The organism is Paraburkholderia sp. RL18-085-BIA-A, assembly GCF_046027075.1.
Taxonomy (GTDB): Bacteria; Pseudomonadota; Gammaproteobacteria; order Burkholderiales; family Burkholderiaceae; genus Paraburkholderia.
In genome coordinates this window covers 75,957-102,550 of the sequence record NZ_JARESU010000022.1, presented here as the reverse complement: position 1 = coordinate 102,550, position 26,594 = coordinate 75,957, and the positions used below count along the sequence as shown (strand labels likewise).

Here is a 26,594-nt window from a genome sequence, read left to right as displayed (position 1 = left end):
CGTCAGATGGCGCCGGTCGGCAGATAGTTGTTGCGCGGCGTGTCCATCGGCGCACCGAACCACTTCGCCTGCAACGCGGCGAGCTTGCCGTTCGCGCGGAATTCGTCGAGCGAATCGTTGATGAACTTGCGAATCTCGAGGTCGCCCGGATTGACGACCCACGCAAGCAGCTTCGGCTGGCCGATCGTGCCGGCGATACGGAACACGTTGGGCTGGCGCTTCATCTGCACCGCGGCGATGTTCGACGGCATCAGCGCGACGTCGATGGTTTTGTTCGCGAGCGCGTTCGACACGTCCGGATAGGCCTGGAACAGCTTGGTGCCCGCGTAGCCCTTGCCGGTCTTTTCCTTCAGTTCCTTTTCGAACTCGTCGGCAACCGGCTGCGAGGACGAGCCCATCTGCGTGCCGATCGTCTTGCCGCCGATGTCGAGGTCGCGTTTGATCGACCCGTCGTCGGCGCGCACCAGAAGCACTGAACGCACGACACCGACCGGCTCGCTGAACGCGAAACGCTTGGCGCGCTCCGGCGTGATGCCCACGCTCGTCGCGACGAAGTCGAATTTGTGCGACATCAGGCCCGGCAGCAGGCCTTGAAACGGCAGGTTCATCTGTTCGAGCTTGACGCCGAGCTTCGTCGCCATCAGCTCCAGCACGTCGTGGCCGTAACCGACGATCTGCCCGTTTTCGACAAATTCGAACGGCTCGTACGCGGCTTCGGTGCCGACCGTCAGCGTGCCGCGCTTCTTGATGTCGGCGAGCGTGCCGCCTTCGGCGAGCGCGATTTGCGGCAGCGCAAGAGCGGCGCCCGACGCGAGCGTCGCTCTCACAAAGGAACGTCTGGACCAGTTTCTCATTGCTTTCTCCGCGTAATAAACGTGTGGGTGCCGGCCGGGCACGGCGTGGTCGCCGCGGCTTCGCGCTCTGGGCCAGGCGACCGAATGTACGACGCCATTAAGATCGTGAAAAATGATTTTTTTATCGGTATGGTTTCGAAAAACGAAACCTTTCCGATTCCTTTAAGGTGCTCCAACTTGACCGATCGACAGACTCAACGAGCCGCAGCCGCGACCCGCCCCGACTTCAGCGAGCGCGATTTGCGCTCGCTGAGGATCTTCTGCGCGGTCGCGCAGGCGAACGGTTTCGCCGCTGCCGAGAAACAGCTGAACATGTCGAAGGCGTCGATCAGCCGCCATATCCGCGACGTCGAGGAAACGCTCGGCGCGCGGCTATGCGAGCGAGGGCCGTCCGGCTTCGTGCTCACGCATGCGGGCAAGGTCGCGCTCGATCTCGCGCGTGAGGCGTTGATTTCGCTAGAGCGCATTCGTCCCGAGATCGACGCCGTGCGCGGCGTGTTGTCCGGTACGCTATCGATCGGCATGGTCGAGCACATCGTCAGCGACGAGGGTTGTCATCTGCCCGAGGCGCTCGCCGCGCTCAAGGAGCAAGCTCCGGACGTGAACGTCGAATTGCGCGTGATGACCTTCAACGAACTCGATCTCGCGATACGCGAGCGGCGCGTGCAGGTGGCGATTCGCGGGATGTATCGGCGCGAAGCGGGCTTTCACTATATGCCGCTGTTTATCGAGCGTCAGCAGTTGTACGTAGCGCGCCGCCGTTTGCGGGATGCGGCGACGCTGCCGCTCGTCTATCGATCGCAACCGTTCGTGCACGAGGCACTCAACACGCTCGGTATGCAGCGCGGGCCGACGGCGTCGGGTCTTGAAGCGGTCGCGATGCTGGTGTTGTCCGGGCATTATGTCGGTTTGTTGCCACAATTCTATGCGGCCTCATTCGCAAAGCGGCAGGCTCTCGTCAAGGTGCCCGAAGGTCCGCTCTTCGAAAACAGGATCAGCGCGATCACCGAGATCTCGCGGCCGCGAACGCGTGCGCTCGATCTATTTCTCGATCTGTTGCAGCAATTTCATGGCAGTGCATGAAGCGGACGTTCACACGCCGACGCCGTCGCGCACTCGTCGCGCAGATGCTCGACGAACGTCTGCGCACCGCGGTGCGGAGCCAGTCGCTGCGCATCGCATAGCCGACCATGCGGCTCGGCGCCGGCGTCTCCAGTTCGAGCGCAACCATCGCGCTGGCCTTAGGTCCCTCGCGGGTCTGCGCGCGCGGTAAGAGCGTGATGCAGTCGCTTTCGACGAGCATCGCCATCATCATCGCAAGCGAGCTGGTTTCGACGACGGGCGGTGGCGGACAGGCAGCCACGCGAGCAGCGCACCGATGACCACGCGGCGCTGGAATATGAGTTCGTGCTCCGGCGCGACTTGACTGTAGCTCGACGCCGCCTGAGATTGCCGTGTCGATTCATGCCGAAGTGAGAGCGGCGAAGAACGGCGTAAGGTTGCCGACGCTATTGCAAGGCGAAGGGGCAAAAGCAGCGCTTGAAATTGCACGCAGCGTCGGCTCCTCTTGCGATATTCACGGCTGAAAACGGCCAGTCCATCCCGGCGCCGCCTTGAAGGTTTAGTACCCTTTCGTATAGAGCGACAGATGGTTACTCACCGACGTTACACCCGGCACGCCCTGCGCCACTTCCGCGGCCTGCTGGATCTGAGGACCGTCCGGCACGCTGCCGGATAATGTCACGACACCGCCGCGCGCCTTGACGAATACGTTCGACACGTTGAAGTTGGGCGCTTTCGATAACGCCTTGCGCACATCGCGAGCCAGCTGCTTGTCCGCTGGCGTCGCCTTGCCTGAGCTTGCAGCCGGACTCGACGCCATCGGCATGGCGTTGCTGGCCTGCGCGTACACGTTCGACGTCAGCGTCACGCATCCCGCGACGACGAGCAGATTCACGACGTTGCATGCTTTCATGATTGCCTCTCTTGTTTGGCCTGACGATCGTGAGTCAAAGATAGCCAACATTCCGCTTCTAACAAAGCTGCATGCACGATTAAGGGAAAACCCTCATTCAGGCGCCCGCGCCCGCTGGCAGGCCGATCATCGGGCAAGTTCCCGAATGAACAGCCCCAGTATCGCGGGCGAGACTTCACCGCAGATGGGCAAGATGGTTTCCGTTCAGCCCACGCGAACACTGCGAGTCCGCCGGGACGTTCGATGCCAGCGGTCATCACGTCACCCGCCCATTACTGCGCCGACACCTTACGGGGTACCGGTGTAGATCATGTCTCCCGGTTCAACGCGGAGAACTTCGAGAGATCGGAAACCGCTTCTGCGGCCGACCAGAGCAGATGCGCCGGGTCGCTCCGCTGTCTTGTCTCGCCACGGAATGCGGACCGAAAGGGAGCTGGGATAATGAAGGCCTCACAGCGCAACGTTCGGGGCTAGTTTCCAAGGTGTCGGCGGCGAATCGGAGGTGAGTTATGCCGGAAGAAGTCCAGTACAGTCACTCAACCGATATTCCCGGCTTGATCCTGAGCACGGCTCGGTTTGCCGAGTTTCGCTTTGAGCCGCACTATCATCTCGACTGCCATATCGCACTCGTTGCCAGCGGGGTGCAACGGCAATCGTTCCGTGGGGAATCCCTGTTGCTCACGCGTGGCGCGATTCAGCTCATGCCTGCGGGCGAGGTTCACGACGGGGTTGCTGATGCCGACGAGTCGTACACGCTTCAAACGTTTCGACTGTCGCCCGCGCTGCTGAATGGCTTCGGGGAGGAAATCACGGGCGAGCACTATTTCCCCTCACAGGCCGCGGCGGTGCTGCGAGATAGCCGCCTCGCAGAGCGCTTACTGAACATACACGCAACCCTTCAGCACGGGATGAACGATCCGATCATGAACGAAAGCTACGTTCTGGAATTGCTGGAGTCACTGTTCTCCCGATTGAAACAACCATCCCCCACAACTATCGCCGGCGCCTTATCGTCTCAGCAACTGCGACTTGTTCGGGAATATGTCGAGGCGCATATTGCCGACAAAATCGTCTTGGAAGATCTATCCCTCCTTGTTGGCCTCGCTCGATTCCGGTTCTTGAAATTATTTAAACGCACTATCGGCATGACGCCTCACGCCTGGTTACTGCGCATGCGGCTGGAAAAGGCGGTGGCGTTGATCAACGCGAATCGGAACATGCCGATCACGGAAATTGCGCACGCCGTTGGCTTCTTTGATCAAAGCCATTTCACGCGGGCGTTTCGTGAGGCGTATGGCGTTACTCCCGCACGTTTCTGATGGCGGCGCGGCAATTTTTTACAAGGCGTTTAGGTTACGGATCGGTAGCCTTGGGTTTTTGGCCTCGTGCCCATCCTGGGCGGCCTCCATCCAAGGCAGAAGTACCGGATGACTACTTTCAGCTTTCTTGACGACTACAGCGAAGGCGCGCATCCCGACATTCTCCGCGCCCTGACGGACTCCAACTACATCCAGCAGGCGCCATACGGGGAAGACTCTTACTCTGCCGAGGCCACGACCCGGATCAAGGCCCGCTTGGGAAACACGTTCGAAGGAGCGATCCACTACGTCGCAAGCGGGACCATGGCCAACATCGTTTCGATATCTAGCTGCCTGCGTCCGCACGAAGCCGTCATTGCAGTGAACTCGGGACATATCGTAGTCAGGGAAGCCGGTGCAATTGAGGCAACTGGCCACAAACTCATCGTCGTTCCCCCTGTAGACGGGAAGCTCACGCCAGCCAATATTGAGGCCGCGCTGGCTAGCAATGCTCATTTTCCGCACATGGCAAAGCCTCGTCTTATCTATCTGTCAGATGCAACCGAAACAGGTACCGTCTACTCCCTTGACGAACTGCGAAAGATATCTTCGCTTGCAAAGCAACGGGGCCTGATTCTATTTCTCGATGGCGCGCGGTTGGGCGCGGCATTGGCGTCAAGCAAGAGCGACGCGACATTGGCCGATATTGCTTCCCTCGTCGACATTTTCTGGATCGGTGGAACCAAGGTAGGCGCGCTGTTGGGTGAAGCCATTGTTGTTTGTAATCCAGCGTTGACGGAGGATTTTGCTTTTCATGTCAAGCAACGCGGCGGCATGTTAGCCAAGGGGCGGCTATTGGGTATCCAGTTTCAGGAGTTATTTGGCGTCAAGAATCTCTTCCTCGAAAATGCAAAGCACGCCAATGCCATGGCGGCAAAGCTCGCCTCCGGGATCATGTCCAGCGGTTACGCTCTCGAGGCTCCTACGGCTACGAATCAAGTATTTCCAATATTGCCCGATTCTGTCATTTCCGCTTTAAAGCAACTCTTTGCTTTCTACGTTTGGAGAAAGTCGGATAACGATCATTCTGTGATTCGCCTGGTAACGTCCTGGGCCACACAAGAGCACCAGGTTGACGCCTTTTTGGCTCGGCTCGCCCAACTTTGAAGGCGCACCGACAGTTGCCCTTTCTGGTTACTGTTTCGCCGATGTTTTGAGATTCGAGCTTGCGCGCATTTCGAACTCTCCAGCCAGGCTATTATCGAAAGTCAATGCCGACTGTCTCGATGGTGTGAACGTTCGAATGCCTGTCCTCAAAACCGGTTAACGGCGCGTGTTTCTGAAAGGAGATTGCGATGGCTGAACTCGTAACATGCTTGTGGTTCGATCAAGGTAGAGCGCGCGAGGCGGCGGAGTTTTACGCCGCCACCTTTCCCGACAGTCGTGTCGATGCCGGTCATGTATCCCCTATACCGGGCATTGGGCAGGGTCCGGAGTTGACGGTCGAGTTCACCGTGCTCGGCCGGCGCTGCGTAGGGCTGAACGGCGGGCCCAATTTCAAGCCAAATGAGGCGGTAAGTTTCATGGTCCTGACGGATAGCCAGGAAGAGACCGACCGATATTGGAACGCCATAATCGGCAATGGCGGAGAGGAAGCGCCTTGCGGCTGGTGCAAGGACCGCTGGGGATTTTCGTGGCAGATCACGCCCAGGCAGCTGCTCGAACTCGTCAACGGGCCCGATCACGACGCCGCAAGGCGTGCGATGGAGGCGATGTTGAAAATGAAGAAGATCGATATATCCACGATAGAGCGCGCAGCGGCAGCAGCTGATTGAAACGCAGACGCGGCGGGTCGGCCAGTCAATCGATGTCGCTGGCCACGCAGCTTTGACGATACTGGCTACTGCATCAGCGACGCATGATCGCAGCGCCCGGAAGTGCGACGCCGCGCAGCATACGCGCCTTTTGCAGGTTCCGCTGCGGCGCAGTCGGCAATGCGTAGCCAGCGCCGAAAAGGACACCAATGCGCAGCCAATTTGACACCTTCGGCTGTGTCGCACGAACGGCTGCTTCCGGTTAACTTACCCGAAGGATCGCAGCGGCCACCGTCCTGACGTAACGATGACGTTCGCTTTCAACGGCGTTATCTACCGAACAAAGATTGTCCCTAATTCGGGCGTAACATAGGTACAGTGCCTGGACCTCGGCACCCGTTTTATGTGCCGGAGATGCCCGCATGCGCCTTGCTGACTTTATCTTGCGAGACATGGAGCCGATCCTGCTGCAATGGGAGGTGTTCGCAGGCACCCTCCTGCCGGCGGCGGCAAGCATGGAATCGCTGGCGTTACGCGACCACGCGCAGCAGATCCTGCTCGCAGTGGCGAGGGACTTGCGGACTTCGCAAACCAAGGAAGCACAACGCGAAAAATCCTTCGGGCGAGGGCCCAATCCGATCGACGCGACCGAAACAGCCGCACAAACACACGCCATTCTGAGAGCACGGTCCGGCTTCAATATCAACCAGCTCACAGCGGAATATCGCGCACTGCGCGCGAGCGTGCTTCGCATGTGGATGGACTATTGCGCACCCCGGGCACCAGACCTGGACGACGTGATTCGCTTCAACGAAGCGATCGACCAGGCACTTGCCGAGTCAGTCGCTTTTTTCAGTACGCAGGTCGACCAGAACCGTAATCTCCTGCTCGGCATGCTGGGGCACGACATGCGCAGCCCTATCCAGGCCATTCAGGTCACTGCTTTGTATCTGGCGGCGCTCAATGCCGGGGAGCGAGTATCGGAAGCCGCCGGCCGCCTGATACGTAGCGGCGCCCGGATACAGGCATTGCTTGACGACCTGACCGATTTCAACCGGACCAAACTGGGCTTGGGCATCAACATAACGCCCACGGGCGTGAATCTGGCGGATGTGCTCGCCGACAAGCTCGACGAGTTGCGTGCCATTCATCCTGACAGGCACATTGAGTTGCACGTGAGTGGTGATTCACAGGGGGTCTGGGACGGCCAGCGCCTGCAGCAATTGCTGGGAAATCTTGTCCTCAATGCCATCAGGTATGGGGCACAGGACACACCGGTGCGTGTGACGTTGACCGGCGACGCAACGCATGTCCGGGTCGACGTCAGCAACCGCGGCCCTGTCATCGACAGCGCAACGCTCAAGTGCATCTTCGATCCCCTGACGCGGGGGGCAGGCCATCAGAGCGAATACGATGGAGCGGGCAACCTTGGACTGGGCTTGTATATTGCGAACGAGATCGCCAAGGCCCATCACGGCACGATCGAAGCGCGGTCCGACGAGGCAGGGACTTCATTTTCAGTGTCACTCCCGCGCGCGGACGAAATTGTGAAGAGTTGACGGTTCGCCGCAGCGGGCGGAGCGTCCGACGTCGGTCGTTGCGGGCACTCGTTGCACGTAGAGCTGACGTCGATCTGTTGGGTTCAAATGAAGTCTTTGTGGGCGAATTGAGCCCGCGCTTGCAGCCTTTGGTTCAGTCGACCCGCAGAGATTCGAACGGCGGCTGCGCTGCCGAGACCGGCAAGAGGTAAGTGACGTTCTGTTCGCAATGACGACCATGCGCCAGGTGTGGGGTCGACAGGCCTGCATCGCCCGTGCCAGCGAGCCGCACGACCCACGCGCATTCCGGCGGTTTGGGTGTAGCCTGAGAGTCCAACACGCAAGGGGAGGCGGTATGGAACGAGAGCTGAAGCTACGAATTCCTATCGAAGATCTTGAGAGGTTGCGTCACGCACCTCTGCTCGCGCAATCGAAAAGCGCGGCGGATGCTCCCAAATTGCTGACAAGCACGTATTTCGACACGCCCGAGCTCGCCTTTCACTGGTGCGGGGCTTCGCTGCGCGTGCGTGCCATCGGCCCCGAACGCCTCCAGACGTTAAAGCTCGAAGGATCCGCACGGGCAGGCCTGTTCGACAGGGACGAGTTCGAGACGCCCGTCGATGGCGACACGCCCGATCTGAAGCTGCTGCTGGACCTGATTTCGGCTGATACCGATTGCGGCAGGCTGATTCGTGACCAGGCGACCGCCACCCGGCTGAAGCCCGTATTCGTCACGCGGATCAATCGATCCGCTATTCCATTGCGTTTGGCGTCTGGAGACGAACTCGAAGTGGCGCTCGACGAGGGGACCGTCGAGGCGGACTCGGGTTCGGTTCCGATCGCGGCTGTGGAACTGGAGTTGAAACACGGGCAAGCAGAGAACCTGTACGGCGTAGCGCTCGAACTCCTCGAAACCGTGCCCCTGCGCATCGACCATATGAGCAAAGCTGATCTCGGCTACGCACTGCTCGTAGCGGAGCACAGCGACGCGGTGAAGGCACAACCGGTGCATCTGAACAGGCGCGATTCGGTCGAAGACGCGTTCTGCAGTATCGCGCGTAACTGTCTGGATCAGATCCACGCGAACGAACGTGGCGTCGTATCTGGCCACGATCCGTCTAGCGTCCATCAGATGCGCGTGGGACTTCGTCGGCTGCGCTCGGCGCTCGACCTGTTTGCAAACGAGATTCCCGCTTACGCCGGTCTTGACGAGGAACTGCGCTGGATTGCATCAGAGCTCGGTGCCGCGCGTGACTGGGAAGTACTCGCGGGATCGACGCTCGAATGTGCGGGGACGTGCGGGAGCGCGGACGAAATCCTGCCGGTACGTCAGGCGTGCGAGCAGATCGCCGTCAACAATCGGCAGCGCGCGGCAGGCGCGGTCGAGTCGGCGCGCTATACCCGGCTCGTACTCCAGCTCGCGATATGGTTGAATCGAAAGGGATGGCGAGACGCAATGTCCGACAAACAGCGCGGGAGCATTGCCAGGCCCGCCAGGCAGTTCGCGGCGGATGTCCTGCGTAGTCGGCACAGGAAATTGCTCAAACGTGGCAAGCGGCTTGCGGATCTCGACGATGACCGTCGCCACCGTGCCCGCATTGCAGCGAAGAAAGTCCGATATGCCACCGAGTTCTTCGCGTCGCTGTGTCCCAGGCGCGCCGTCCGGCATTACGTCGATGCGTTGACCGCGCTCCAGGATGATCTAGGCTGGCGGAACGACGCGGTTGTTGCCGACCAGCTTCTCAAGTCGGTGCCGAAAATATCGCCCGAAGCTGCCTCGGGTGCAGCGTTCGCGCGAGGTTATCTCGCATCGCGTGTGGCTACCGATCATGAGGCATTGAAGAAGCTGTGGAAACGGTTCAGACGTCTTTCGCCGCCGGCATAAAGCCGGTTACGTCTCATAGACGGTCCTGGCAACAAGTCAACGAGTGGGTCCGCACAACTTCGACCTGCGACGGTTTGCGACAACCTTGCCAATGCTGGCAAATGCGACCGCAGAGGCTTGGCAAAGAGGTCATGCGGTCACAGAGTCGCGGCCGTATCTGTGATCTGCGCAACGCAGGTCCCGGTGCGCGAAATACGTCGAGTTGGATGGCGGCCGGCGGTCCCGCCGTGTTCGCTGTGTCTGGCCTTCTCGTCGAATGCTTCAACAATCTTGCATGGACGCTTGCAGGCAAGGTCAATCATCCAGAGCCAGATATTGGTGAAGAGACTGAATGGCGGCAGCACCTTCTCCAACTGCGGCCGCAACCCTCTTAACTGAGCCACTGCGAACGTCTCCAACTGCGAAGATGCCGGGTCGGCTGGTCTCCAGGTAATGAGGAGGGCGGTTGGACGGCCACTTGTTGATTGCATCGGGGCCAGTGAGCACAAAGCCGTTCTTGTCCAGCTCAACGCAATCGCCGAGCCATGCGGTATTGGGCTGTGCACCAAGAAACAGGAAGACGTGCCGGACCGGCCTAAGTTCAATATGACCTTGCCGGTCCCATTCGACAGATTCAAGTTGTGACTCGCCGTTCAACTCGACGATCTGCGTCCGTCGATGAACGGTGATGTTCGCAGCCGCATCAATCCGCCTGATCAAATAGTTCGACATGCTCGCGTTGAGCCCGTCGCCGCGAATCAGGATGTGGACGTGACGTGCAAATCCCGCAAGAAAAACCGCCGCCTGGCCGGCTGAATTTCCGCCGCCGACGATAATCAGTTCTTCGTTGGCGCAGAACGCGGCCTCCATAAACGTTGCGCTGTAATAGACTCCGCATCCCTCGAATTGCTCAAGGCGGGCCAGCGATGGTTTTCGATAGCGAGCGCCGGTAGCGATGACGACGGCGCTGGCATACACGTGCTCGTCGTAATTAAGACGGATGTGGAAGGGCGGCGCGTCGTGGCATTCGATGCCGAGTACTTCGACGGGTACACCGACTTCGGCGCCAAATTTGCGACATTGAGACAAGCCGCGGCCAGCAAGCGCTTGTCCCGAGATACCGGTCGGAAATCCGAAGTAATTTTCAATCTTCGAACTGGTACCCGCCTGGCCGCCTGGAGCCTTGGTGTCGAGAACCGCGACCCTCAATCCTTCTGATGCCGCATAGACTGCCGCCGCGAGACCCGCCGGTCCCGCGCCGACCACGACCACATCAAACCGCTCACCATTCAATCTATCGGGGCTCAGGCCAATCGCGTCAGCCACGGCCCGGTTGGTCGGACGCTTTAGCACGACGCCCTGTAACGTGATGAGCACCGGTATGTCAGCCTCCGTCGCGCCATAACGCTCAAGGAGCGCCTTCGCTTCTTCATGCTCTTCGATATCGAAGTAGGCCGAAGGCTGAGCGTTGCGGCTCAGAAAATGCCGCAAACCGAGCGTGGCCGCGGAAGCCGAGCTGCCAATGACCAGCACACCGCCGTTCTGATCCTGGATGAACGCAACGCGCCGCAGGATAAACGCCCGCATGATCGTCTCGCTCAACTCCGCTTCCGCGATGACGAGCGCGCGTAGCGATTCCTCATCGATAACGATGACTTCGCAGTCACAGGTGGCGCGCGCGGTCGCCACCGCCGCGCGGCCGGCAAGCGTTCCGACCTCGCCGGTGAAGCTGCCGGCGCCGTGCACGCCCAGAACGTGGAGACTGTCCCCGGAGCCTCTCGTCGCCTCGATTGTCCCGGAGACGATGGCGAACATGGGAATGTGCCGATCACCCTCGGAGAACAGCACGTCGCCCGTTTTCAGTTTGCGTCGTTCGCCGTATCTCTCCAATAGCGCAAACTGTCTTTCATCCAGCCTTGGAAAAATTTGATGGTGACGGCTGCCGCCTGACAGCAGTTCTTCATATCTGCCTGAAGACTTATCGCTCATGGGGCGTTCCGAATGGGTGGGCGCGCATTGCGACCCGGGTGAGCCTGTTATCGGATACCGCGTCGCCGCGAGACAATCAGGAAGCCTGGAAAAGACTGCGGACCCGCAATATCCGCACAGATTGTGCGCCTGAGTTCCCTTATCGGTAAAGTGTGCAAGTGAGCATGGACCGCGTGCATTGTGCTTGCTGCGAGCGTCCCGGCGCGGCCACCTGAGGTCGATCGGCACCGTTACCCGAACAACCGGCCTTTAATGCCCGCTGCGCCCCAATCAACTGGCTGCCTTTCGTACAAGAGTCGGTAGAGGCGGGTGACTAGTCAAGGCCGACAATTGTTGCGTCCAGCGCCTTCGCCGCCTGCATCGGGTTGAAATATTCGCGCAGGTGCCCGATCTTGCCGCCGCGCGCGCTCAGAAACACGACGTACTCCTGCTGGTACGTCCGGCCGGTCGGCTTAATCAAGCCTTCGGCACGCACCTGTGCGACCGCCTGCTCGGGATTTGCTCCAGACAGAATCCGGAGATCGAAGAACCGGAAATCCGCCACCGTATCAACGAACCAGCAAGCGTGGCGGATGACCTCGTCCCGGCCGTTCAGTTTTGTCGGATGTCCGATGCCGCCAGCGTAGGGGAGCTCCCACACCACGTCGTCGGCAATCAGCTTCTGCCATGCCGCGTTGTCGTGAACGAGCAGGTCAAGGTGTTGCTGCAACAATTCTGAAGCGGTAGTCATTGCATTCCTCGGGATCACCTTGCGCGACAGCATCCGCCATCGCTTCGATGTGGCCATGCGTGAGTAATAGAGAATCCGGACCTTAGCCATTCCAGGCGCCTTGAGCGATGAGGCGGGCGGGCCGTGTTGGCCCCGCATGGGTTGGGACTGAGGGGGCCAACGTAGACGCCGGGCGGCGTCTCTAGCCGCGTTACTGTGCCGGCGCGACGGAAGTGCTGGAGGTCCGCTGACGATTGTCGACGCTGTACGCGCCGGCTCCGAAGGCAGCCACCTGGAGAAGGCCACCGGCCATCGCGAGGTTTTTGAGGAAGTGGAACATCTGATTCTGGTCGCCCAGCGCATGGTGAAAGATCAGCGCGGTAACGATCGAGTACACGGCCAGCAATGTCGCGATGAACCGCGTGCGGTAGCCGACGACCAGCAGCACGCTTGCCGCCAGTTCGAGCGTCATTGAGCCGATGTAGCCCAGTATCGGGGCGGGTAAGCCAAGCGAGGCGATATAGCCGATGGTGAGACCGGGTGCCATGAGTTTGCCGAAGCCGCTCACGAGAAAGATGGTGGCGAGGAGAATGCGGCCGAGCAGAGGAAGGGTCTGGTAAGAATTTGCAGTCGTCGAGATCGAGTTCACGTTGTGCTCCTAATTAAACAAAGAGAGAAGAGAGAGAAAACGGATGCGTGGGTGGTTGCCGGTCAGCGCAGGCGGCCATGAGCGCGTAGCTGCTCGCCGATCCTCGCAATCTCGGCTTCCCCTTTGCGGAGAGCTTCATTCGACGTGTGGACCGAGTAGTAGCCGAGCGTCAGGTCGTGCGGGTGCGGGACCGCCGATGCAACGATGAAATCCGCGTCTGCTTGCGCAGTGAATTCGACCGAGTCTTCGGATGGAGCAAAGACAGCCAGTTCGTCTCGAAGAAGCTCGCCCGAGACTTCGAGCAAGCCGGTGTTGACGTGAGTCCACCCTACCGTGTGTCCGGCCGGCGGCTGATAACGCCAGGTTTGTCCGGCCCGCAGTCGCACGTGCAGGAGGTTCATGCCGGCGGGCGCGGCGACCGGGCTATCCATGCCATCGAAACTACCGAGCACGACACGCACCGGTGCGTTGCGCGGTACTGCTTCTGCTGGAAGGTATTGGGTGTGCGGCGTGCCGTTTTCCAGTCTGCGCGGCAACGCCACCCAGACTTGATAGCCCTGAAATCGACCGGGGCCGGCGGGGCTGGCGTCGTGCCAGATGCCGTTGCCAGCCCGCATCCATTCGATGCTTCCCGCTGACAGTACGCCTGCGGCGCCCGTCGTGTCTTCGTAACGCAGTTCGCCCTTGAGCAGGACAGTGATTGTCGCGATCCCCGAGTGAGGGTGCATCGGAAACAGCGTGTTGCCAGAAGGCTCGAAGTCGAAGTAGTCGAGAAAGACAAACGGCTTGATCAGTCCGCCGATGTCCGAAGGGCTCACGATCCGCGTGACGGGCCCGTGCCCTCGGCCGCGGGTGCGCAGCGCGATCTGGCGGGCGACCAGCTGCTGGGGGCTGTCCGTAGGATGTTCCATGAAAATCTCCGTCAGTGATGACATGGGCGAAGGTTAGGTCTTGACACCCTATCGTGGAAGCCTATATTTCTCGATGGATAGCATCTAAGGAGCCGATGCATGCTCGACGGCGTATCCATGGATCAGTTGCGCACCTTTATTGCCGCAGCCGACGAAGGCAGCTTCTCCGCTGCCGGACGCAAGCTCCGCAGGGCGCAGTCGGTTGTGAGCCAGACGCTCGCGAATCTCGAAGGCCAGATCGATGTGCAGTTGTTCGACCGGAGCGGTCGCTATCCGCGATTGACCGAGCAAGGCACTGCGCTGCTTGCGCAGGCGCGCCTTGTCGTCAGCGGGATGGACGGTTTCAAGTCGAAAGCGCGAGCTATCGCCGAAGGGCTCGAGCCGGAGCTGTCTGTCGTGGTCGACGTGATGTATCCGATGGCCTCCCTTACGGTGGCGGTTGGCGAGTTCCGCGAGGCGTTTCCCCACACTCCGTTGCGGCTCTATGTCGAGGCATTGGGCGCGGTCGTGCGACTGGTGCTGGACCGCATGTGCCGGCTCGGCATTAGTGGCTCGATGCCGGCCGTGCCCGAAACGCTCGATGCGGAAAAACTGCTTGATGTCCCAATGGTCACCGTCACCGCTCCGTCGCATCCGCTGGCATCGATCAGGCGTGTGATCCGGTTGCGAGAGCTCGAAGAACACGTGCAGCTCGTTTTGACCGATCGCACGACATTGACCGATGGCAAGTCCTTCGGCGTTTTTTCGCCGCTGACCTGGCGACTCGCCGATCTCGGTGCGAAACACGCGTTTCTGCGGGCATCGTTCGGATGGGGACACATGCCGGCGGCGATGGTGCATGCCGATATTGTTTCCGGCGAGTTGGTACCGCTGCGTATCGAGAACTTCCAGCCGCAAGCTCCGCCGATCGCCATGTTTGCGATCTACCGCAAGGACGCGCCGCCGGGCCCTGCGGGCCGGTGGCTGCTTGAGCGGCTAAAACGATCCTCCGGCGTAGCGTCGCAATAGCGGTTGGTCGCAACTCGCCGCCAGACGAGCGATCAAGGACGTCATCAATCAACATCCGTTCCGTGCAGCGCCTTGAGCGCCTCGCCCGTTGCCGACGGTTTCTATGATCCAGCTTGGGGCGCGGTGATCTGCGTCCGCTTTCCGCCAGCATTGCGACATTCGCAACTCCTTGTCCGCCGGCAGAAAGGGGGCGAACGGCGAGCGTCCAAAGAAACGCACGCACATGCCACGGAACACGAACCCCACCGCGAAATCGCGGCGCACGCCCTTACGCGAACAGGGCGCGGCGCGCTGCCATAGGCGGCGCGAACGGTGCGCCGCCGCTAGCTTCGGGGTCGTCCACCTGGAAGGCCTCGGCCGCGCGTTGCAGGGTCATTGCCTGCTCCTTCAGCGACTGCGCCGCGGCCGCCGCCTGCTCAACCAGTGCCGCGTTCTGCTGCGTCATGCTGTCCATCTGCGTGACTGCGAGATTCACCTGGTCGATACCGGCGCTTTGCTCTGCCGCCGCCGCCGCAATCTCATGTACGACGCCGGTCACGCGCATGATCGCGTCACGCGCGTCGACGATCGTCGAGCCGGTCTGTTCGACCAGCATTGCGCCGCTGCCGACGTTGCCCACCGCGTGACTGATCAGCTCGTGGATTTCCTTCGCCGCGGTCGCGCTGCGCTGCGCGAGGCTGCGCACCTCGCCCGCGACAACCGCGAAGCCGCGGCCCTGCTCGCCCGCGCGTGCCGCTTCGACCGCCGCATTCAGCGCGAGGATGTTGGTCTGGAACGCGATTCCCTCGATCGTCGCGATGATCTCGACCATGCGGCCCGACTCGCTCGAGATGTCCTTCATCGCCGCGACGGCTTGCGTGATCATCTCGCCGCCGCGGTTCGCGATATTCGCTGCGCCAGCCGCAAGCTCGCTCGCGGTTCGCGCGTTGTCCGCAGTCTGGCGGACCATCGCCGTCATCTGCTCCATGCTCGACGCCGTTTCCTGCAACGAAGCCGCCTGGCTCTCGGTGCGCGACGACAGGTCCGCATTGCCGTTCGCGATCTCGTTCGCGCCGCACGCGACGTTGTCGGACGCGTGCTTGATCTGGCAGATGGTGTTCGTCAGCGCGTCGCGCATCCGCTGCATCACATGCAGCAGGCTCGACGTGTCGCCATCGCGTGTGCGGATCGCCACCGTCAGGTCGCCCGATGCAATCGCATCCGCCACGTTCGCCGCGTAGGCAGGATCGCCGCCGACCGTGCGCGCGATGCTGCGATTCGTCACCGCGACGAGCCCCACGAGCACCACCGACACCGCCACGAACATCGCGCCGATCAGCCACAGCGACTGCATGAACGCAGCGTCGATGTCGTCGACGTAGGCACCCGTCGCGATGATCCAGTCCCACGGCGCATAGCGCACCACGTAGCCGATTTTGCCGACCGCCTGCGCCGACGCCGCGCCCGGATGCGGGAATACGTAGTCGACGAAGCCGCCGTCCGGCGCTTGTGCGGCCGCCCCGAACGTCACGTAATGGTGACGGCCGTCAGCATCGGCGCTGCTCGCGAGGTCCTTGCCTTCGAGTGCCGGCTTGATCGGATGCATCACCATCTGCGGCTTCGAGTTGATCACGAGGAAGTAGCCGTCTTCGCCGTAGCGGATGCCGCGCAGGCGCTCGAGCGCCTGCTTGCGCGCATCGGCCTCCGGCAGCGCGCCGCTTTGCGCCAGCGCCGCATACTCCGTCACGATGCCGAGTCCGACGTGCGCGACGTTCGAAAGGTCGTGCTTGCGTTCGTCGATGCGCGTCTCGCGCGACTGCCACGCCGCCGACACTGAGATCGCGAGCAATGCGACGAGGCTGATGATCAGCGGCAGCCACAGCTTCTGTGTAAAACTGAGTTTGTGCATCCTGAGTCCTCGTCGCAACGAATGAAAATCGCGCAGATGCCGTGCGGAGCCGCACGTGAGTAAGCGCGCGGGGCGGCGCCGTGGACTGTCCCGCGTCCAGATGCACCCTGCCTGAGTTATCGGCGGATACGAGTGAAGTCTTATCCTGTGAAACCCTCGGTCGATCTACAGCCCAACCCGATGCAATAGCCTGTTGGCGCTGCAGCCATTCAACCCGGCACTCGACGAGAGATGATTCGAGCAATGTCGACGGCGCGGCCCGTGCTGAACTGCCGTGCTATCTGGCGGTGGGACAACGGGTTGTGCGGGCTCGAACAGGCGGCCGGCTGCGAACCGACCATGTCGGGGAGCTGCTGAGCATCTGGCTCGAAGACAATGGAGCCCGAGCCAACTTGACCGTCTGTATCTTGACGCTCTATCGGTAGACATGCACCGAAGTTTGCCGGGTTGCCGGACTTCGCAAACTCGGAGTCGCTCGTGCGACTGTTCATTGATGACTGGCGTATGGGCTACGAATGCCCGTTAGTTGGCCGGATCGTAACGGAGCTCGGGCGCTGTAAACCGAAGACTTGAATGGGTATCCTCGCGCGAGCGCAACTGCCATGACCGGTTTCGACTACGGCTGGCGAAGGCTGCCGCCGGGCCCGTTTCGGCCGTTCGACATCGACTCCCAGCTCGTCAATAATGATGACCGTTAATCCCCAAATGGCTTGTGGCCGCGCCTTCTTTCAGAGAGAACAGCTATGAAACCATTGCTTGCCGGCAGATGTCTTTGCGGTGCTGTCCATTACGCGGTGAGAGACGAATTCGTCTATGCGTTGAACTGTCACTGTTCGAACTGTCGGCGTGCCACTGGCTCGGCGTTCAAGTCATTCGCGGGGATCGAGCGTGACAAGTTGTGCATCACTCAGGGTAAAGACAGCCTGCTGATTTTCGGCGACGAAAGAGCATCGCACGACGTGCACTGCAAGATATGCGGAAGCCTTATGTTCTCAGTGGTTCGTGATGGGGAGTTCGTCCACGTCACTTTGGGAACGCTCGGCGACACGCCCACTATTCGTCCGAGTGCACACATCTTTGTCGGTTCCAAGGCACCGTGGTATTCCATAACCGACCAGTTGCCGCAACACCACGAATTCGACTAACGACTGGGCAGCAGCAGGATTGCTGCGATTCAAACCAGCGACTGGACCGATCACTCGGTCGCCGGCATACCCTGCGTCACACCGGGGCTCGACCCAATTGGAATCGCCCGGCGGCGATTCTCAGCAAGTCGGTCTGCTCTTTAAGTGACGCCGCGGCGGCCGCCGCCTGCTCGACCAACGCTGCGTTCTGCTGGGACATTTCGTCAAACTGCGACACCGCGCGATTCACTTCTTCGATACCGTTGCTTTGGTCGGCGGAAGCCGTCGCAATTTCGTTCATGATCGCCGTCACGCGGCGCACTGCGGTACGAACCTCACCGATCGTCTCGCCCGCCTTGCCGACGAGCCGCGAGCCATCCGCTACGCGCGCGGTCGAGTTGCCGATCAGTTCCTTGATTTCCTTCGCCGCCACCGCCGAGCGCTGCGCAAGCGTGCGCACCTCGCCCGCGACAACCGCGAAGCCGCGGCCCTGTTCGCCAGCACGCGCCGCTTCCACGGCGGCGTTCAACGCGAGAATGTTGGTCTGAAACGCGATCCCTTCGATTACGGTGATGATTTCGCTCATTTTGCGGGCGCTTCCGTCGATCTCGCCCATCGTTGCAATCACCTGATCAACCACATCGGCGCCCGCGGCGGCAATGTCGTTGGTCGATTGGGCGAGCGCCTGACCCTGCCGCGCGTGCTCCGCGTTCTGCATGACCGCGCCAGTCAACTGTTCCATGCTGGCAGCCGTCTCTTCCACTGACGCAGCCTGTGATTCCGTGCGCTGCGACAGGTCGTTGTTGCCCGCCGAAATCTGCTGCGTCGCTGCCGCGATCGAATCCGTGCCGCGCGCGATCTGCTCGATCATCGCGGCGATGCCGTCCTGCATGGTGCCGACGCTGGCAACGAGCTTGCCCATTTCATCGCGGGAATCGAAGTGCAACTTGCCGGTCATGTCGCCCCTGGCAATCCGCTCGAAGTGACGCACTGTCAGATCGAGAGGGCGCGAGATCGCGCGCAACAAGGTGATGCCGCTCGTGACGCAGGCGATCAGACCGAGCGCGATCGCCAGCAGCGTGAAGGCCAGCAAGGTGTTGTAGTGGTCCTGCGCCGACTGGTAACGCGTCGCGCCTTGCTCGTTGCGAGGCTAGCCGTCTTTTGCGTCAACGCGGCGGCGAGCGGCGGAATATCTACCATTGCCAGCCTGTCGGCGCTGGCGTGGTCGCCCTTGCGCATGGCATCGACCATCGGCTGGATTGCGTTGTTCAATAGCGCGCTGCGAGCGTCCGCGACCACTTTCGACAGTGCCGCTTCCTCGTCCGAAGCGGGTAGCGCCTGGTAAGCTGCCCAGGCCGAGTTGGATACTGCGAGGTAATTGAGCGCCTTTTCGAGCAGCGCGGGCGTATCCGGTGACTCCGGATGGAGGAGCACGCGATCGAGGGTTGTACGAACGACCGTTAGGTTCAGGTTGGAGCGGCCGAGCGCAGTAGCGGCTGCGACGTCGTTCATGTACGCCTGCTTTACCGTGCCGTTCGCCACCCGCATACCGGCGATCCCAAATAGGCCCGTGACTGCTAGCAACGCTCCAAGCAACGTCAGCGTCGCCAGCAACCGAAATTTGATCGTCATATTCGGGCGCATGCCGGTCCGTTCTCTGTATAGGTCAAGACTGGATATCGGCGGACGGTCCGGATTCCTTGACGGTCGCGGGAGATTCCAGCGGATGCACGGTCTCGATCAGCGGCACAGGCCACGGCACATTGTAGAAACGCTGTCGGAAATGCACTCCGAGCCAGCGACAGCGGTCGTCGCGAGCCCAATGCCAGGCGGAATCGTGACGACACCCTGGCAGTCATTCCGTCAGCAGCCAGCGGAGTTTTTATCCGCTTCGCATGCCAGCAGGTACGGGCGTCGCACGGCGGGTCCGCGAAGCCAGGATCTGCCTGATTGTCGCCAGCGACTGTTCGGCCGTCGCGCTCGGCGTGTGCCGACGCTGCGCGCTGAAACGTGGCGCGGTCACCCCGAGTGTCCGGCATACCATCGAGAGGTACGGCTTCGACGGGCCGCACCGGCGCGCCGCGGCCACGATGGCTGCGTCGCCAACATGCTCGCGCAACCACGCGAGCGTGCGACGGTCTCGCTCATTTTGCACACGGACCAGATGCTCCATGACACCCTCCAGAACTGTATATCCAAACATACCTGTATATATATACAGTAAAGAGCGGATTTTCAAGCTAACGTTTTGGGCCTGTTGCGGGGCATCGGTACAAATGTGCCGCAGTGCGGGATGCCTTGGCGAAGCGGCGGCGCTCGAGGCTCTGGCGCATCGCTTCGGCGAGCGCGCGCATGACCAGGTTCTCCGGTAACGAAGAATGAAGACCGCGAACCACTCATGGCACGCGGGCTAGGGCGCGTTGCACGAGTCACGACGCGAGGATCTGCTCATTGCTCGCCTCTTGATATGCAACGGTTGAGCCCCTCCAGCAATCGTCTTCCCGTTTGAGCAGGCTTTTCCACCGCGGCGGACCGGCCGAGGTACGGGGCATTGACGTCGCACGTTTCCGCCACGGCCACGGGTCCACCGGAAGTTGGAGCGGAGCGCACCCACAAAAACGCAGCACGAAAAAGTTCTTGCATATAGCTGCATAGTCAGATAATGTTGTATCAGAAACATGGTGCAACGAACCCAACCCGCGAATGCCAGGCCACCACCCGTGGTCCACGGTTCCTGGACGGGCTGACGTGCACTGTCCCGGCAGAATGGCCCGGTATTTTTTTGTTCGAATAGCTGACATGTCAGATACTTTGACTGCCGACACACGGGTAGCTGAGTTCTGAATTAGCCCACAGGACGCATCATGAACCCGTCGACACATGCAGTTTCCCCGCCGCCACTGAACGGTGCCAGATTCATGCTCGGCACGTTCGCCGTGGCTCTGGCCACTTTCATGAACGTGCTGGATTCGTCCATCGCCAACGTCGCGATTCCGACGATTTCCGGCAATCTGGGCGTGTCCGTTGATGAAGGGACGTGGGTCATCACGCTCTTTGCCGCCGCGAACGCCGTGTCGATTCCGTTGACTGGGTGGCTCACCCAGCGTGTCGGGCCGGTCAAGCTATTCGTCTGGGCAATCCTGCTGTTCGTGCTGTCGTCGTGGCTGTGCGGCCTGGCCCCCAGCCTGCCGGTGCTGCTCGCGGCCCGGATACTGCAGGGCGCTGTGGCGGGGCCGCTCGTGCCGCTGTCGCAGGCGCTGCTGCTTGGCTCGTTCCCGAAGCAAAAGAGCTCGAGCGCGCTGGCGCTTTGGGCCATGACCGCGACGGTCGGGCCGATCGTCGGTCCGGCGCTGGGCGGCTGGATCACGGACAGCTACAGCTGGTCCTGGATTTTCTACATCAACATCCCGGTGGGTCTGTTCGCCGCCGGGGTGATCTGGACGATCTATCGCGACCGCGAAACGCCGGGACGGAAGCTGCCGCTCGACAAGGTGGGCCTGATCTCGCTGATCGCATGGGTGGCGTCGCTGCAGATCATGCTCGACAAGGGCAAGGACCTCGACTGGTTCAATTCCCCTGTGATCTGGGCGCTGACCATCGTGGCAGCAATCAGCTTCGTGTTCTTCCTGATCTGGGAGCTCACCGAAAAGAAGCCGATCGTCGATCTCCGGCTTTTTACTCAACGCAATTTCCTCGGGGGGACCATCGCGATTTCGGTCGCGTACGCGGTGTTCTTCGCGAATCTGGTGATCCTGCCTCAATGGATCCAGGGCTTTCTCGGCTACCGCTCGGTGGATGCAGGGCTCGTGACCGCGCCGCTCGGCATCTTCGCGGTAATCCTCGCGCCGGTGCTGGGCAAGATCATGCCGCGCTCGGATGCACGGGTGCTGGCGACGCTCGCCTTCCTCGGCTTCGCCGGCGTGTTCTTCATGCGCTCGCACTACACGACCGGCGTCGACCCGTTCACGCTGGTGCTGCCGACCTTGCTCCAGGGCATTCCTACCGCGCTTTTCTTCACGCCGCTCACGGCGATCATCCTGTCGGGCCTGCCGCCCGAAAAAATTCCGGCAGCAGCGGGGCTGTCGAACTTCGCGCGGATTTTCGCCGGCGCGGTCGGTACGTCGCTGATGAGCACCGGCTGGAACAACCGGACGATCCTGCACCATGCGCGACTGACTGAACAGGCGAGCGTGAACAATCCGAACTTTGTCGACGCCATCGCCAACCTGCAGGCGACGCTCGATGTCAGTGCGGCCAAAGCCATGGCGTTCTTCGAAACGTCGTTAAACACTCAGGCTTCGATGCTCGGCCTGAACGACGTGTTCTGGCTGTCGGGTGTGATCTTTCTCGTGATCATTCCGCTGATCTGGGTCACGAAGCCCGGTAAAGGCTCGAGTGCGGGCGCAGCGGGCGCCGGCGGCCATTGATCGACTGAAAGATATCGAGCATCATCAAACGAACCAAAAGATTCTTGACAATATCTGATAATGCAGTTATTGTTAATATCAACAAATTGGGGAGTGCAATGGGCCACTACACGAAGGAGAATTTCATGCTTACGCAAAGTGTCGGCTTCACGCTCACCAAGGCGCGCAATATGATCACCGCAGAGATGGATGCAGCCCTCAAGGACCTCGACATCAGCAGCCAGCAGATGGGTATTCTGCTCGCGCTCACGCGTGGCGCCGCCGCTACGCCGTTCGAACTGTCGAAGTTGCTTGGCATCGACACGGGACTCATGACGCGCACGCTGGACAAACTGGAAGCGAAGGGTTTGCTGAAACGTTCGCGCAGTGTCGACGATCGCCGCGTGGTCAATCTGACGCTGACGGAGAAGGGCGAGGAAGTGGCAGCCCAGATTCCCGAAATCGCGCCGCAAGTGCTGAACGAACGCCTGAAGAAGTTCACCAAGGCTGAGTTCGAAGAACTGCGCCGCCTGCTTCGCAAGTTCATCGGCGATTGAGTCTGGGCAGGCAGGTCCGTTTTTTTTGTTCAATTATCTGATAGGTCAGAAAATGAATAAGCAGTCTTTCCGGGCCGAGAGCGGCGCCCGTGTGATGAAGCTGGGTGTATCCATGATCTTCGCGGCCGTGCTTTCCGCCTGCGCCAACTATGCGGGCATTTCCAGCGACAAGCAGATGGCCGAGCCACAGCGGTTCGAAACCACGCAGAGCGTGCCGGCCGAGAGCGGCCGCTGGCCGGCAGCCGACTGGGTCGACCAGTTCGGTGACGCGCAACTGAAGGCACTGCTCGAAGAAGCGCTCAAGGGCAGCCCGACGATCGAACAGGCGCGTGCCCGTGTCGCCCAGGCGCAGGCGTTCAGCGAAACCGCCAAGTCCAGCACGCTGCCGCACGTCGACGCGAGCTACTCGCTCACGCGCCAGCAATACAGCGCCAACACACTCGTCCCGCCGCCTTTCGCCGGCTCGTGGCAGACCGAGAACAAGGGGCTGCTCTCCGCCTCATACGACCTCGACCTGTGGGGCAAGAACCGCGAAGCACTGAAGGCGGCCGTGTCGCAGGTGCAGGCAAGCCAGGCTGACGCAGAAGCCGTCAAGCTCACGCTGAATACGGCCATCGCACGCACTTACAACCAGTTTGCCCGGCTGTATGCGTTGCGTGACATCGCGCAGCAGGAGGTCGGGCGCCGCGAGCAGATCGACCGCATCACGGCAGGCCGTATCGCAACCGGTCTCGATACCGAAGTAGAGCGTAAAACCGCGCAGGCGAATCTCGCTACGAGCCGCGCGAATCTCGCGGCACTCGACGGCAGCATTCTGATCACCCGTTACCAGCTGGCCGCGTTGCTCGGCGCGGGCCCCGATCGTGGTCTATCGATCGTCCCCCCGACGCTTGGCGTTGGCGACGAAGTGCGTCTGCCGGACAACCTGCCGGCGGATCTGGTGAGCCGCCGCCCGGACATCGTGGCCGCTCGCTGGCGCGTGGATTCGTTGACGCACGAAGTGAAGGAAGCCAAGGCGGAGTTCTATCCGGACATCAACCTCAGCGCGGCCATCGGCCTCGACGCGTTCGGATTCGGCCGGTTTCTTACCGCCGCGAGCCGCACGGCTTCGGCAGGCGCCGCGATCCATCTGCCGATTTTCGATGGAGGCGCATTGCGCGCGCAACTGAAGGGCCGCTACGCCGAGTTTGACTATGCCGTGGCCGGCTACAACCAGACGCTGATCACCGCGCTGACCGAAGTTGCAACGCAACTCGCACAGATCCGTTCGAGCGATACACAACTCGTCGACGCACAGGCTGCGCAGCAGGCCGCGCAGAGCGCCGATCAGCTAGCGATCACGCAATACAAGGCCGGGCTGACCAACCAGCTCACCGTGCTCAATGCCGACATGAATGCACTGAACGCCGATCAGGCCGTTGCCAATCTGAAGATGAACCGCCGCGACCAGCAGATCGCGCTCGCTTCCGCACTCGGTGGCGGTTATGTCGATACATCAAAAGATGAAACCCGTCGCGCGGACGTTGCCGCGCATTCCAGCCCCGTCATCGCCGCGCGTTGATACGGCGCGTTCGCATACCCGTCAGGAGATCTGAAATGAGCGATAGCATCACGTCCGACCGCAAGACGGCGGACACCGATACAGTCACCGAAAATACCAGCGGCGCACAAACCACTCCCGCAGACAACGCGCCGAACGCGACTGCGCCCGGCAAGCGCCAGCTGCTGCTTGCTCTCCTCGGCATGGCCGTGGTCGCGGCAGGCGCGGCATACGGCGCGTACTACATCACGTACGCGCGCTATCACCAGTCGACTGACGACGCCTACGTCAGCGGCAATCTCGTGCAGCTGACACCGCAGGTCTCCGGGACGGTCGTGGCGGTCAACGCCGACGACACGCAGATCGTCAAGCAGGGCGACCCGGTCGTCACGCTCGACAGCGCCGATGCGAAAGTCGCGCTGCTGAACGCCGAAGCGACGCTCGGCCAGACCGTGCGACAGGTCAGCGGTCTTTACGTGAACAATGATTTCTATGCCGCTACCGTTGCGCAGCGCGAGGCCGATCTCGCACGCGCAAATAATGACCTGAAGCGTCGTCAGGCGGTTGCCGACACGGGGGCGGTATCGGGCGAAGACATTGCGCACGCCCGCGATGCGGTCAATTCGGCCCAGGCTGCGCTTGACGCAGCCCGCCAACAGGCCGAAGCCAACCACGCGCTGACCGACAGGACGACGATCGAACAGCATCCGAATGTGCAGGGTGCCGCCTCGAAGGTCCGCGACGCCTATCTGAACTATGCCCGCAATACGTTGCCGGCTCCGGTGACCGGCTACGTGGCCCGCCGCTCGGTGCAGGTCGGTCAGCGCGTGGCGCCGGGCACGCCGCTGATGGCGATCGTGCCGCTCGACGGCGTGTGGGTCGATGCGAACTTCAAGGAAGGGCAGCTCAGGCATATGCGCATCGGCCAGCCGGTCGAACTGACCGCGGACGTGTATGGCGGGAGCGTCAAATATCACGGCCGGGTGGTCGGCTTCTCAGCGGGGACGGGCAGCGCCTTCGCCGTCTTGCCGGCGCAGAACGCCACGGGCAACTGGATCAAGATCGTCCAGCGCCTGCCGGTGCGTATCCAGCTCGACCAGCGTGAGCTTGCGGCGCACCCGTTGCGGATCGGCCTGTCGATGCAGGTCGATGCCGATACCCGCAACGATTCCGGCACACAGCTCGGCGCGGCTGGCACGACGGCCTATCACACCGACGTCTTTGCGCAGTACGGGGCGCAGGCCGATGCGGAGATCGCGAAGATCATCGGCGAGAACGAAATGGCGTCGCGTGCGGGCGCCGGGAAGTTGCCGGTGAAGAACGCGGCGACTCGTAATCAGGCGCTCAACGCGGGCTGACAACGTACCGGCTCAACATCGCTGGAGGCTGAAATGACGAATCTCACGTTCCGCGATCTGCGCCACGCATGGGCATCCATCACCAGGCGCTGGCCGGCATGCCGTCGAACTTTTCCTTGTTGATGACTTTTCATAACCCATAAGGTTCGGCCGAGACCGGACGGTCAACGCTACGCCGTTACACGTCAACGATCACTCGCCATCCCAGACGCAGCCATTGCGTCAGCGCGCCCCTCTGCGCCGGTCCGCCTGGTTTGTCGAGTCGGCTGAAAACGCAATGTCCTTCTGTGCTTCGAGCATGCTCAGGCGCTCAGTCAACGCATCCCTGATCGAGTCGTAGGCGCCGCCGCCCAGCGTCAGGCGTAACGGCGGATGCGCCGAGTCCGCTGCGACGATCATTGCGGCGACCGTCTTGCTGGCATCGCCCCGGATCGCAAAGCTGTTGGACGCAATCGCCCGCCTGAGCTCGCCGGCCGGGGTGTCGTCGTACTCGGGCATCGGCACCGCGTGATCGAGGCCGGCACCGAATTGCGTGTCCGTCGGCCCCGGCTCCACGATCACGAAGTCGATGCCGAACGGAGCCACCTCCTTCGCCACTGATTCGACGAAACCTTCGATGCCCCATTTCGTAGCGTGATAGAGGCTGAAATTCGGGTACGCGATCTGTCCGCCTTCGGACGAGACCTGGATGATCCGGCCGCCGCCCTGGCGGCGCAGGTGAGGCAGTGCGGCACGGATGACCTGAATCGATCCGGTGAGATTGGTGGCGATCTGCCGGTCGATCTGTTCATCGGTCACTTCCTCGGCCGCGCCGAATAACCCATAGCCAGCGTTGTTCACGACCACGTCGATATGGCCCATTGCTTCGAATGCGGCAGCGATATTCGCGCGAACCGCGCGGACCTCGGTGACATCGAGTGTCAGCACATGCAACCGGTCGTTGTACTGTTTTTTCAGATCATCGAACGTTCCCTCGCGCCGCAGCGTCGCGACGACCCGCTCGCCTCGTTGCAGCAGGCGCTCGGCGAGTAGCCGGCCGAGGCCCGACGACGTGCCCGTAATAAGCCAGGTCTTCACCATGGTGTGACTCTCCGTAAAGTGGGTGGATTGGC

Annotated in this window: 21 protein-coding genes and 2 pseudogenes; 13 read left to right on the top strand and 10 right to left on the bottom strand. The window is 61.4% G+C overall.

What is annotated here, in order from left to right; all coding sequences use genetic code 11:
* Positions 1-2: 2 nt before the first annotated feature.
* The gene (locus P0D89_RS17510; protein WP_408359149.1) at positions 3-854 is read right to left on the bottom strand and encodes a transporter substrate-binding domain-containing protein; all 852 of its coding nucleotides are present in this window, start codon (positions 852-854) and stop codon (positions 3-5) included.
* 177 nt (positions 855-1,031) lie between these two features.
* On the opposite strand from P0D89_RS17510, the gene P0D89_RS17505 reads away from it, so the two are divergent.
* Both P0D89_RS17505 and P0D89_RS54660 read left to right on the top strand, forming a co-directional pair.
* Complete coding sequence (locus tag P0D89_RS17505; protein WP_408359151.1) at positions 1,032-1,937, top strand: LysR family transcriptional regulator; 906 nt, start codon at positions 1,032-1,034, stop codon at positions 1,935-1,937.
* Positions 1,938-2,284: 347 nt separating this feature from the next.
* Positions 2,285-2,440: pseudogene (locus P0D89_RS54660) on the top strand (XdhC family protein); the annotation flags it as partial.
* A gap of 35 nt (positions 2,441-2,475) precedes the next feature.
* On the opposite strand, the gene P0D89_RS17500 reads toward P0D89_RS54660, so the two are convergent.
* Entirely contained in the window at positions 2,476-2,829 is a 354-nt protein-coding gene (locus tag P0D89_RS17500; protein WP_408359155.1) for a BON domain-containing protein, read from the bottom strand.
* 509 nt (positions 2,830-3,338) lie between these two features.
* On the opposite strand from P0D89_RS17500, the gene P0D89_RS17495 reads away from it, so the two are divergent.
* The 5 genes from P0D89_RS17495 to P0D89_RS17475 all read left to right on the top strand — a co-directional run bounded on the left by P0D89_RS17495 (position 3,339) and on the right by P0D89_RS17475 (position 9,364).
* On the top strand, positions 3,339-4,148 hold the full coding sequence (locus tag P0D89_RS17495; RefSeq protein WP_408359157.1) for an AraC family ligand binding domain-containing protein: 810 nt from the start codon (positions 3,339-3,341) through the stop codon (positions 4,146-4,148).
* Positions 4,149-4,256: 108 nt separating this feature from the next.
* Positions 4,257-5,294, top strand: coding sequence for a threonine aldolase family protein (locus P0D89_RS17490; RefSeq protein WP_408359159.1), 1,038 nt, complete (start codon positions 4,257-4,259; stop codon positions 5,292-5,294).
* Between the two features lie 188 nt (positions 5,295-5,482).
* Positions 5,483-5,962, top strand: coding sequence for a VOC family protein (locus P0D89_RS17485; RefSeq protein WP_408359160.1), 480 nt, complete (start codon positions 5,483-5,485; stop codon positions 5,960-5,962).
* Between the two features lie 401 nt (positions 5,963-6,363).
* The gene (locus tag P0D89_RS17480) at positions 6,364-7,500 is read left to right on the top strand and encodes a sensor histidine kinase (RefSeq protein WP_408359162.1); all 1,137 of its coding nucleotides are present in this window, start codon (positions 6,364-6,366) and stop codon (positions 7,498-7,500) included.
* A gap of 334 nt (positions 7,501-7,834) precedes the next feature.
* Entirely contained in the window at positions 7,835-9,364 is a 1,530-nt protein-coding gene (locus tag P0D89_RS17475) for a CYTH and CHAD domain-containing protein (protein ID WP_408359164.1), read from the top strand.
* A gap of 294 nt (positions 9,365-9,658) precedes the next feature.
* On the opposite strand, the gene P0D89_RS17470 is transcribed toward P0D89_RS17475, so the two are convergent.
* The 4 genes from P0D89_RS17470 to P0D89_RS17455 form a co-directional block, all read right to left on the bottom strand.
* Positions 9,659-11,332 (bottom strand): FAD-dependent oxidoreductase, encoded by a 1,674-nt coding sequence (locus P0D89_RS17470; protein WP_408376943.1) that lies wholly within the window; start codon positions 11,330-11,332, stop codon positions 9,659-9,661.
* Between the two features lie 313 nt (positions 11,333-11,645).
* Entirely contained in the window at positions 11,646-12,152 is a 507-nt protein-coding gene (locus P0D89_RS17465; RefSeq protein WP_408359168.1) for a nuclear transport factor 2 family protein, read from the bottom strand.
* 100 nt (positions 12,153-12,252) lie between these two features.
* Positions 12,253-12,690 carry a DoxX family protein gene (locus tag P0D89_RS17460; RefSeq protein ID WP_408359170.1) on the bottom strand — a complete coding sequence of 146 codons (438 nt, stop codon included), beginning with the start codon at positions 12,688-12,690 and terminating at the stop codon, positions 12,253-12,255.
* A gap of 62 nt (positions 12,691-12,752) precedes the next feature.
* Positions 12,753-13,601: a pirin family protein gene (locus P0D89_RS17455; RefSeq protein ID WP_408359172.1), complete on the bottom strand. Its 849-nt coding sequence runs from the start codon at positions 13,599-13,601 to the stop codon at positions 12,753-12,755.
* Positions 13,602-13,700: 99 nt separating this feature from the next.
* On the opposite strand from P0D89_RS17455, the gene P0D89_RS17450 reads away from it, so the two are divergent.
* Positions 13,701-14,609: a LysR family transcriptional regulator gene (locus P0D89_RS17450; RefSeq protein WP_408359173.1), complete on the top strand. Its 909-nt coding sequence runs from the start codon at positions 13,701-13,703 to the stop codon at positions 14,607-14,609.
* A 268-nt stretch (positions 14,610-14,877) separates the two neighbouring features.
* Here P0D89_RS17450 and P0D89_RS17445 read toward each other — a convergent pair whose 3' ends face one another.
* Positions 14,878-16,497 (bottom strand): methyl-accepting chemotaxis protein, encoded by a 1,620-nt coding sequence (locus P0D89_RS17445; protein ID WP_408359175.1) that lies wholly within the window; start codon positions 16,495-16,497, stop codon positions 14,878-14,880.
* Positions 16,498-17,240: 743 nt separating this feature from the next.
* Here P0D89_RS17445 and P0D89_RS17440 point away from each other — a divergent pair.
* Positions 17,241-17,642 carry a GFA family protein gene (locus P0D89_RS17440; protein ID WP_408359177.1) on the top strand — a complete coding sequence of 134 codons (402 nt, stop codon included), beginning with the start codon at positions 17,241-17,243 and terminating at the stop codon, positions 17,640-17,642.
* A 76-nt stretch (positions 17,643-17,718) separates the two neighbouring features.
* Here P0D89_RS17440 and P0D89_RS17435 read toward each other — a convergent pair.
* Positions 17,719-19,265, bottom strand: a pseudogene (locus P0D89_RS17435) (methyl-accepting chemotaxis protein).
* 238 nt (positions 19,266-19,503) lie between these two features.
* On the bottom strand, positions 19,504-19,794 hold the full coding sequence (locus P0D89_RS17430; protein WP_408359179.1) for a CppA family protein: 291 nt from the start codon (positions 19,792-19,794) through the stop codon (positions 19,504-19,506).
* A gap of 691 nt (positions 19,795-20,485) precedes the next feature.
* On the opposite strand from P0D89_RS17430, the gene P0D89_RS17425 reads away from it, so the two are divergent.
* The 4 genes from P0D89_RS17425 to P0D89_RS17410 all read left to right on the top strand — a co-directional run bounded on the left by P0D89_RS17425 (position 20,486) and on the right by P0D89_RS17410 (position 25,482).
* Positions 20,486-22,048 carry a DHA2 family efflux MFS transporter permease subunit gene (locus P0D89_RS17425; protein WP_408359180.1) on the top strand — a complete coding sequence of 521 codons (1,563 nt, stop codon included), beginning with the start codon at positions 20,486-20,488 and terminating at the stop codon, positions 22,046-22,048.
* Between the two features lie 98 nt (positions 22,049-22,146).
* A complete protein-coding gene (locus P0D89_RS17420; protein WP_408359182.1) occupies positions 22,147-22,584 on the top strand; it encodes a MarR family winged helix-turn-helix transcriptional regulator in 438 nt (145 codons plus the stop codon).
* Positions 22,585-22,636: 52 nt separating this feature from the next.
* The gene (locus tag P0D89_RS17415; protein ID WP_408359184.1) at positions 22,637-24,145 is read left to right on the top strand and encodes an efflux transporter outer membrane subunit; all 1,509 of its coding nucleotides are present in this window, start codon (positions 22,637-22,639) and stop codon (positions 24,143-24,145) included.
* A 35-nt stretch (positions 24,146-24,180) separates the two neighbouring features.
* Positions 24,181-25,482, top strand: coding sequence for an HlyD family secretion protein (locus P0D89_RS17410; RefSeq protein ID WP_408359186.1), 1,302 nt, complete (start codon positions 24,181-24,183; stop codon positions 25,480-25,482).
* Between the two features lie 222 nt (positions 25,483-25,704).
* Here P0D89_RS17410 and P0D89_RS17405 read toward each other — a convergent pair whose 3' ends face one another.
* Positions 25,705-26,562 (bottom strand): SDR family oxidoreductase, encoded by an 858-nt coding sequence (locus tag P0D89_RS17405; protein WP_408359188.1) that lies wholly within the window; start codon positions 26,560-26,562, stop codon positions 25,705-25,707.
* Between the last annotated feature and the right edge of the window lie 32 nt (positions 26,563-26,594).

Coding starts and splice junctions, on each gene's coding strand:
- P0D89_RS17445 (WP_408359175.1), bottom strand. CDS start 16,497: ATGCACAAACTCAGTTTTACACAGAAGCTGTGGCTGCCGCTGATCATC.
- P0D89_RS17475 (WP_408359164.1), top strand. CDS start 7,835: ATGGAACGAGAGCTGAAGCTACGAATTCCTATCGAAGATCTTGAGAGG.
- P0D89_RS17405 (WP_408359188.1), bottom strand. CDS start 26,562: ATGGTGAAGACCTGGCTTATTACGGGCACGTCGTCGGGCCTCGGCCGG.
- P0D89_RS17465 (WP_408359168.1), bottom strand. CDS start 12,152: ATGGCTAAGGTCCGGATTCTCTATTACTCACGCATGGCCACATCGAAG.
- P0D89_RS17500 (WP_408359155.1), bottom strand. CDS start 2,829: ATGAAAGCATGCAACGTCGTGAATCTGCTCGTCGTCGCGGGATGCGTG.
- P0D89_RS17425 (WP_408359180.1), top strand. CDS start 20,486: ATGAACCCGTCGACACATGCAGTTTCCCCGCCGCCACTGAACGGTGCC.
- P0D89_RS17510 (WP_408359149.1), bottom strand. CDS start 854: ATGAGAAACTGGTCCAGACGTTCCTTTGTGAGAGCGACGCTCGCGTCG.
- P0D89_RS17455 (WP_408359172.1), bottom strand. CDS start 13,601: ATGGAACATCCTACGGACAGCCCCCAGCAGCTGGTCGCCCGCCAGATC.
- P0D89_RS17490 (WP_408359159.1), top strand. CDS start 4,257: ATGACTACTTTCAGCTTTCTTGACGACTACAGCGAAGGCGCGCATCCC.
- P0D89_RS17410 (WP_408359186.1), top strand. CDS start 24,181: ATGAGCGATAGCATCACGTCCGACCGCAAGACGGCGGACACCGATACA.
- P0D89_RS17480 (WP_408359162.1), top strand. CDS start 6,364: ATGCGCCTTGCTGACTTTATCTTGCGAGACATGGAGCCGATCCTGCTG.
- P0D89_RS17470 (WP_408376943.1), bottom strand. CDS start 11,332: ATGAGCGATAAGTCTTCAGGCAGATATGAAGAACTGCTGTCAGGCGGC.
- P0D89_RS17495 (WP_408359157.1), top strand. CDS start 3,339: ATGCCGGAAGAAGTCCAGTACAGTCACTCAACCGATATTCCCGGCTTG.
- P0D89_RS17420 (WP_408359182.1), top strand. CDS start 22,147: ATGGGCCACTACACGAAGGAGAATTTCATGCTTACGCAAAGTGTCGGC.
- P0D89_RS17485 (WP_408359160.1), top strand. CDS start 5,483: ATGGCTGAACTCGTAACATGCTTGTGGTTCGATCAAGGTAGAGCGCGC.
- P0D89_RS17415 (WP_408359184.1), top strand. CDS start 22,637: ATGAATAAGCAGTCTTTCCGGGCCGAGAGCGGCGCCCGTGTGATGAAG.
- P0D89_RS17440 (WP_408359177.1), top strand. CDS start 17,241: ATGAAACCATTGCTTGCCGGCAGATGTCTTTGCGGTGCTGTCCATTAC.
- P0D89_RS17450 (WP_408359173.1), top strand. CDS start 13,701: ATGCTCGACGGCGTATCCATGGATCAGTTGCGCACCTTTATTGCCGCA.
- P0D89_RS17430 (WP_408359179.1), bottom strand. CDS start 19,794: ATGGAGCATCTGGTCCGTGTGCAAAATGAGCGAGACCGTCGCACGCTC.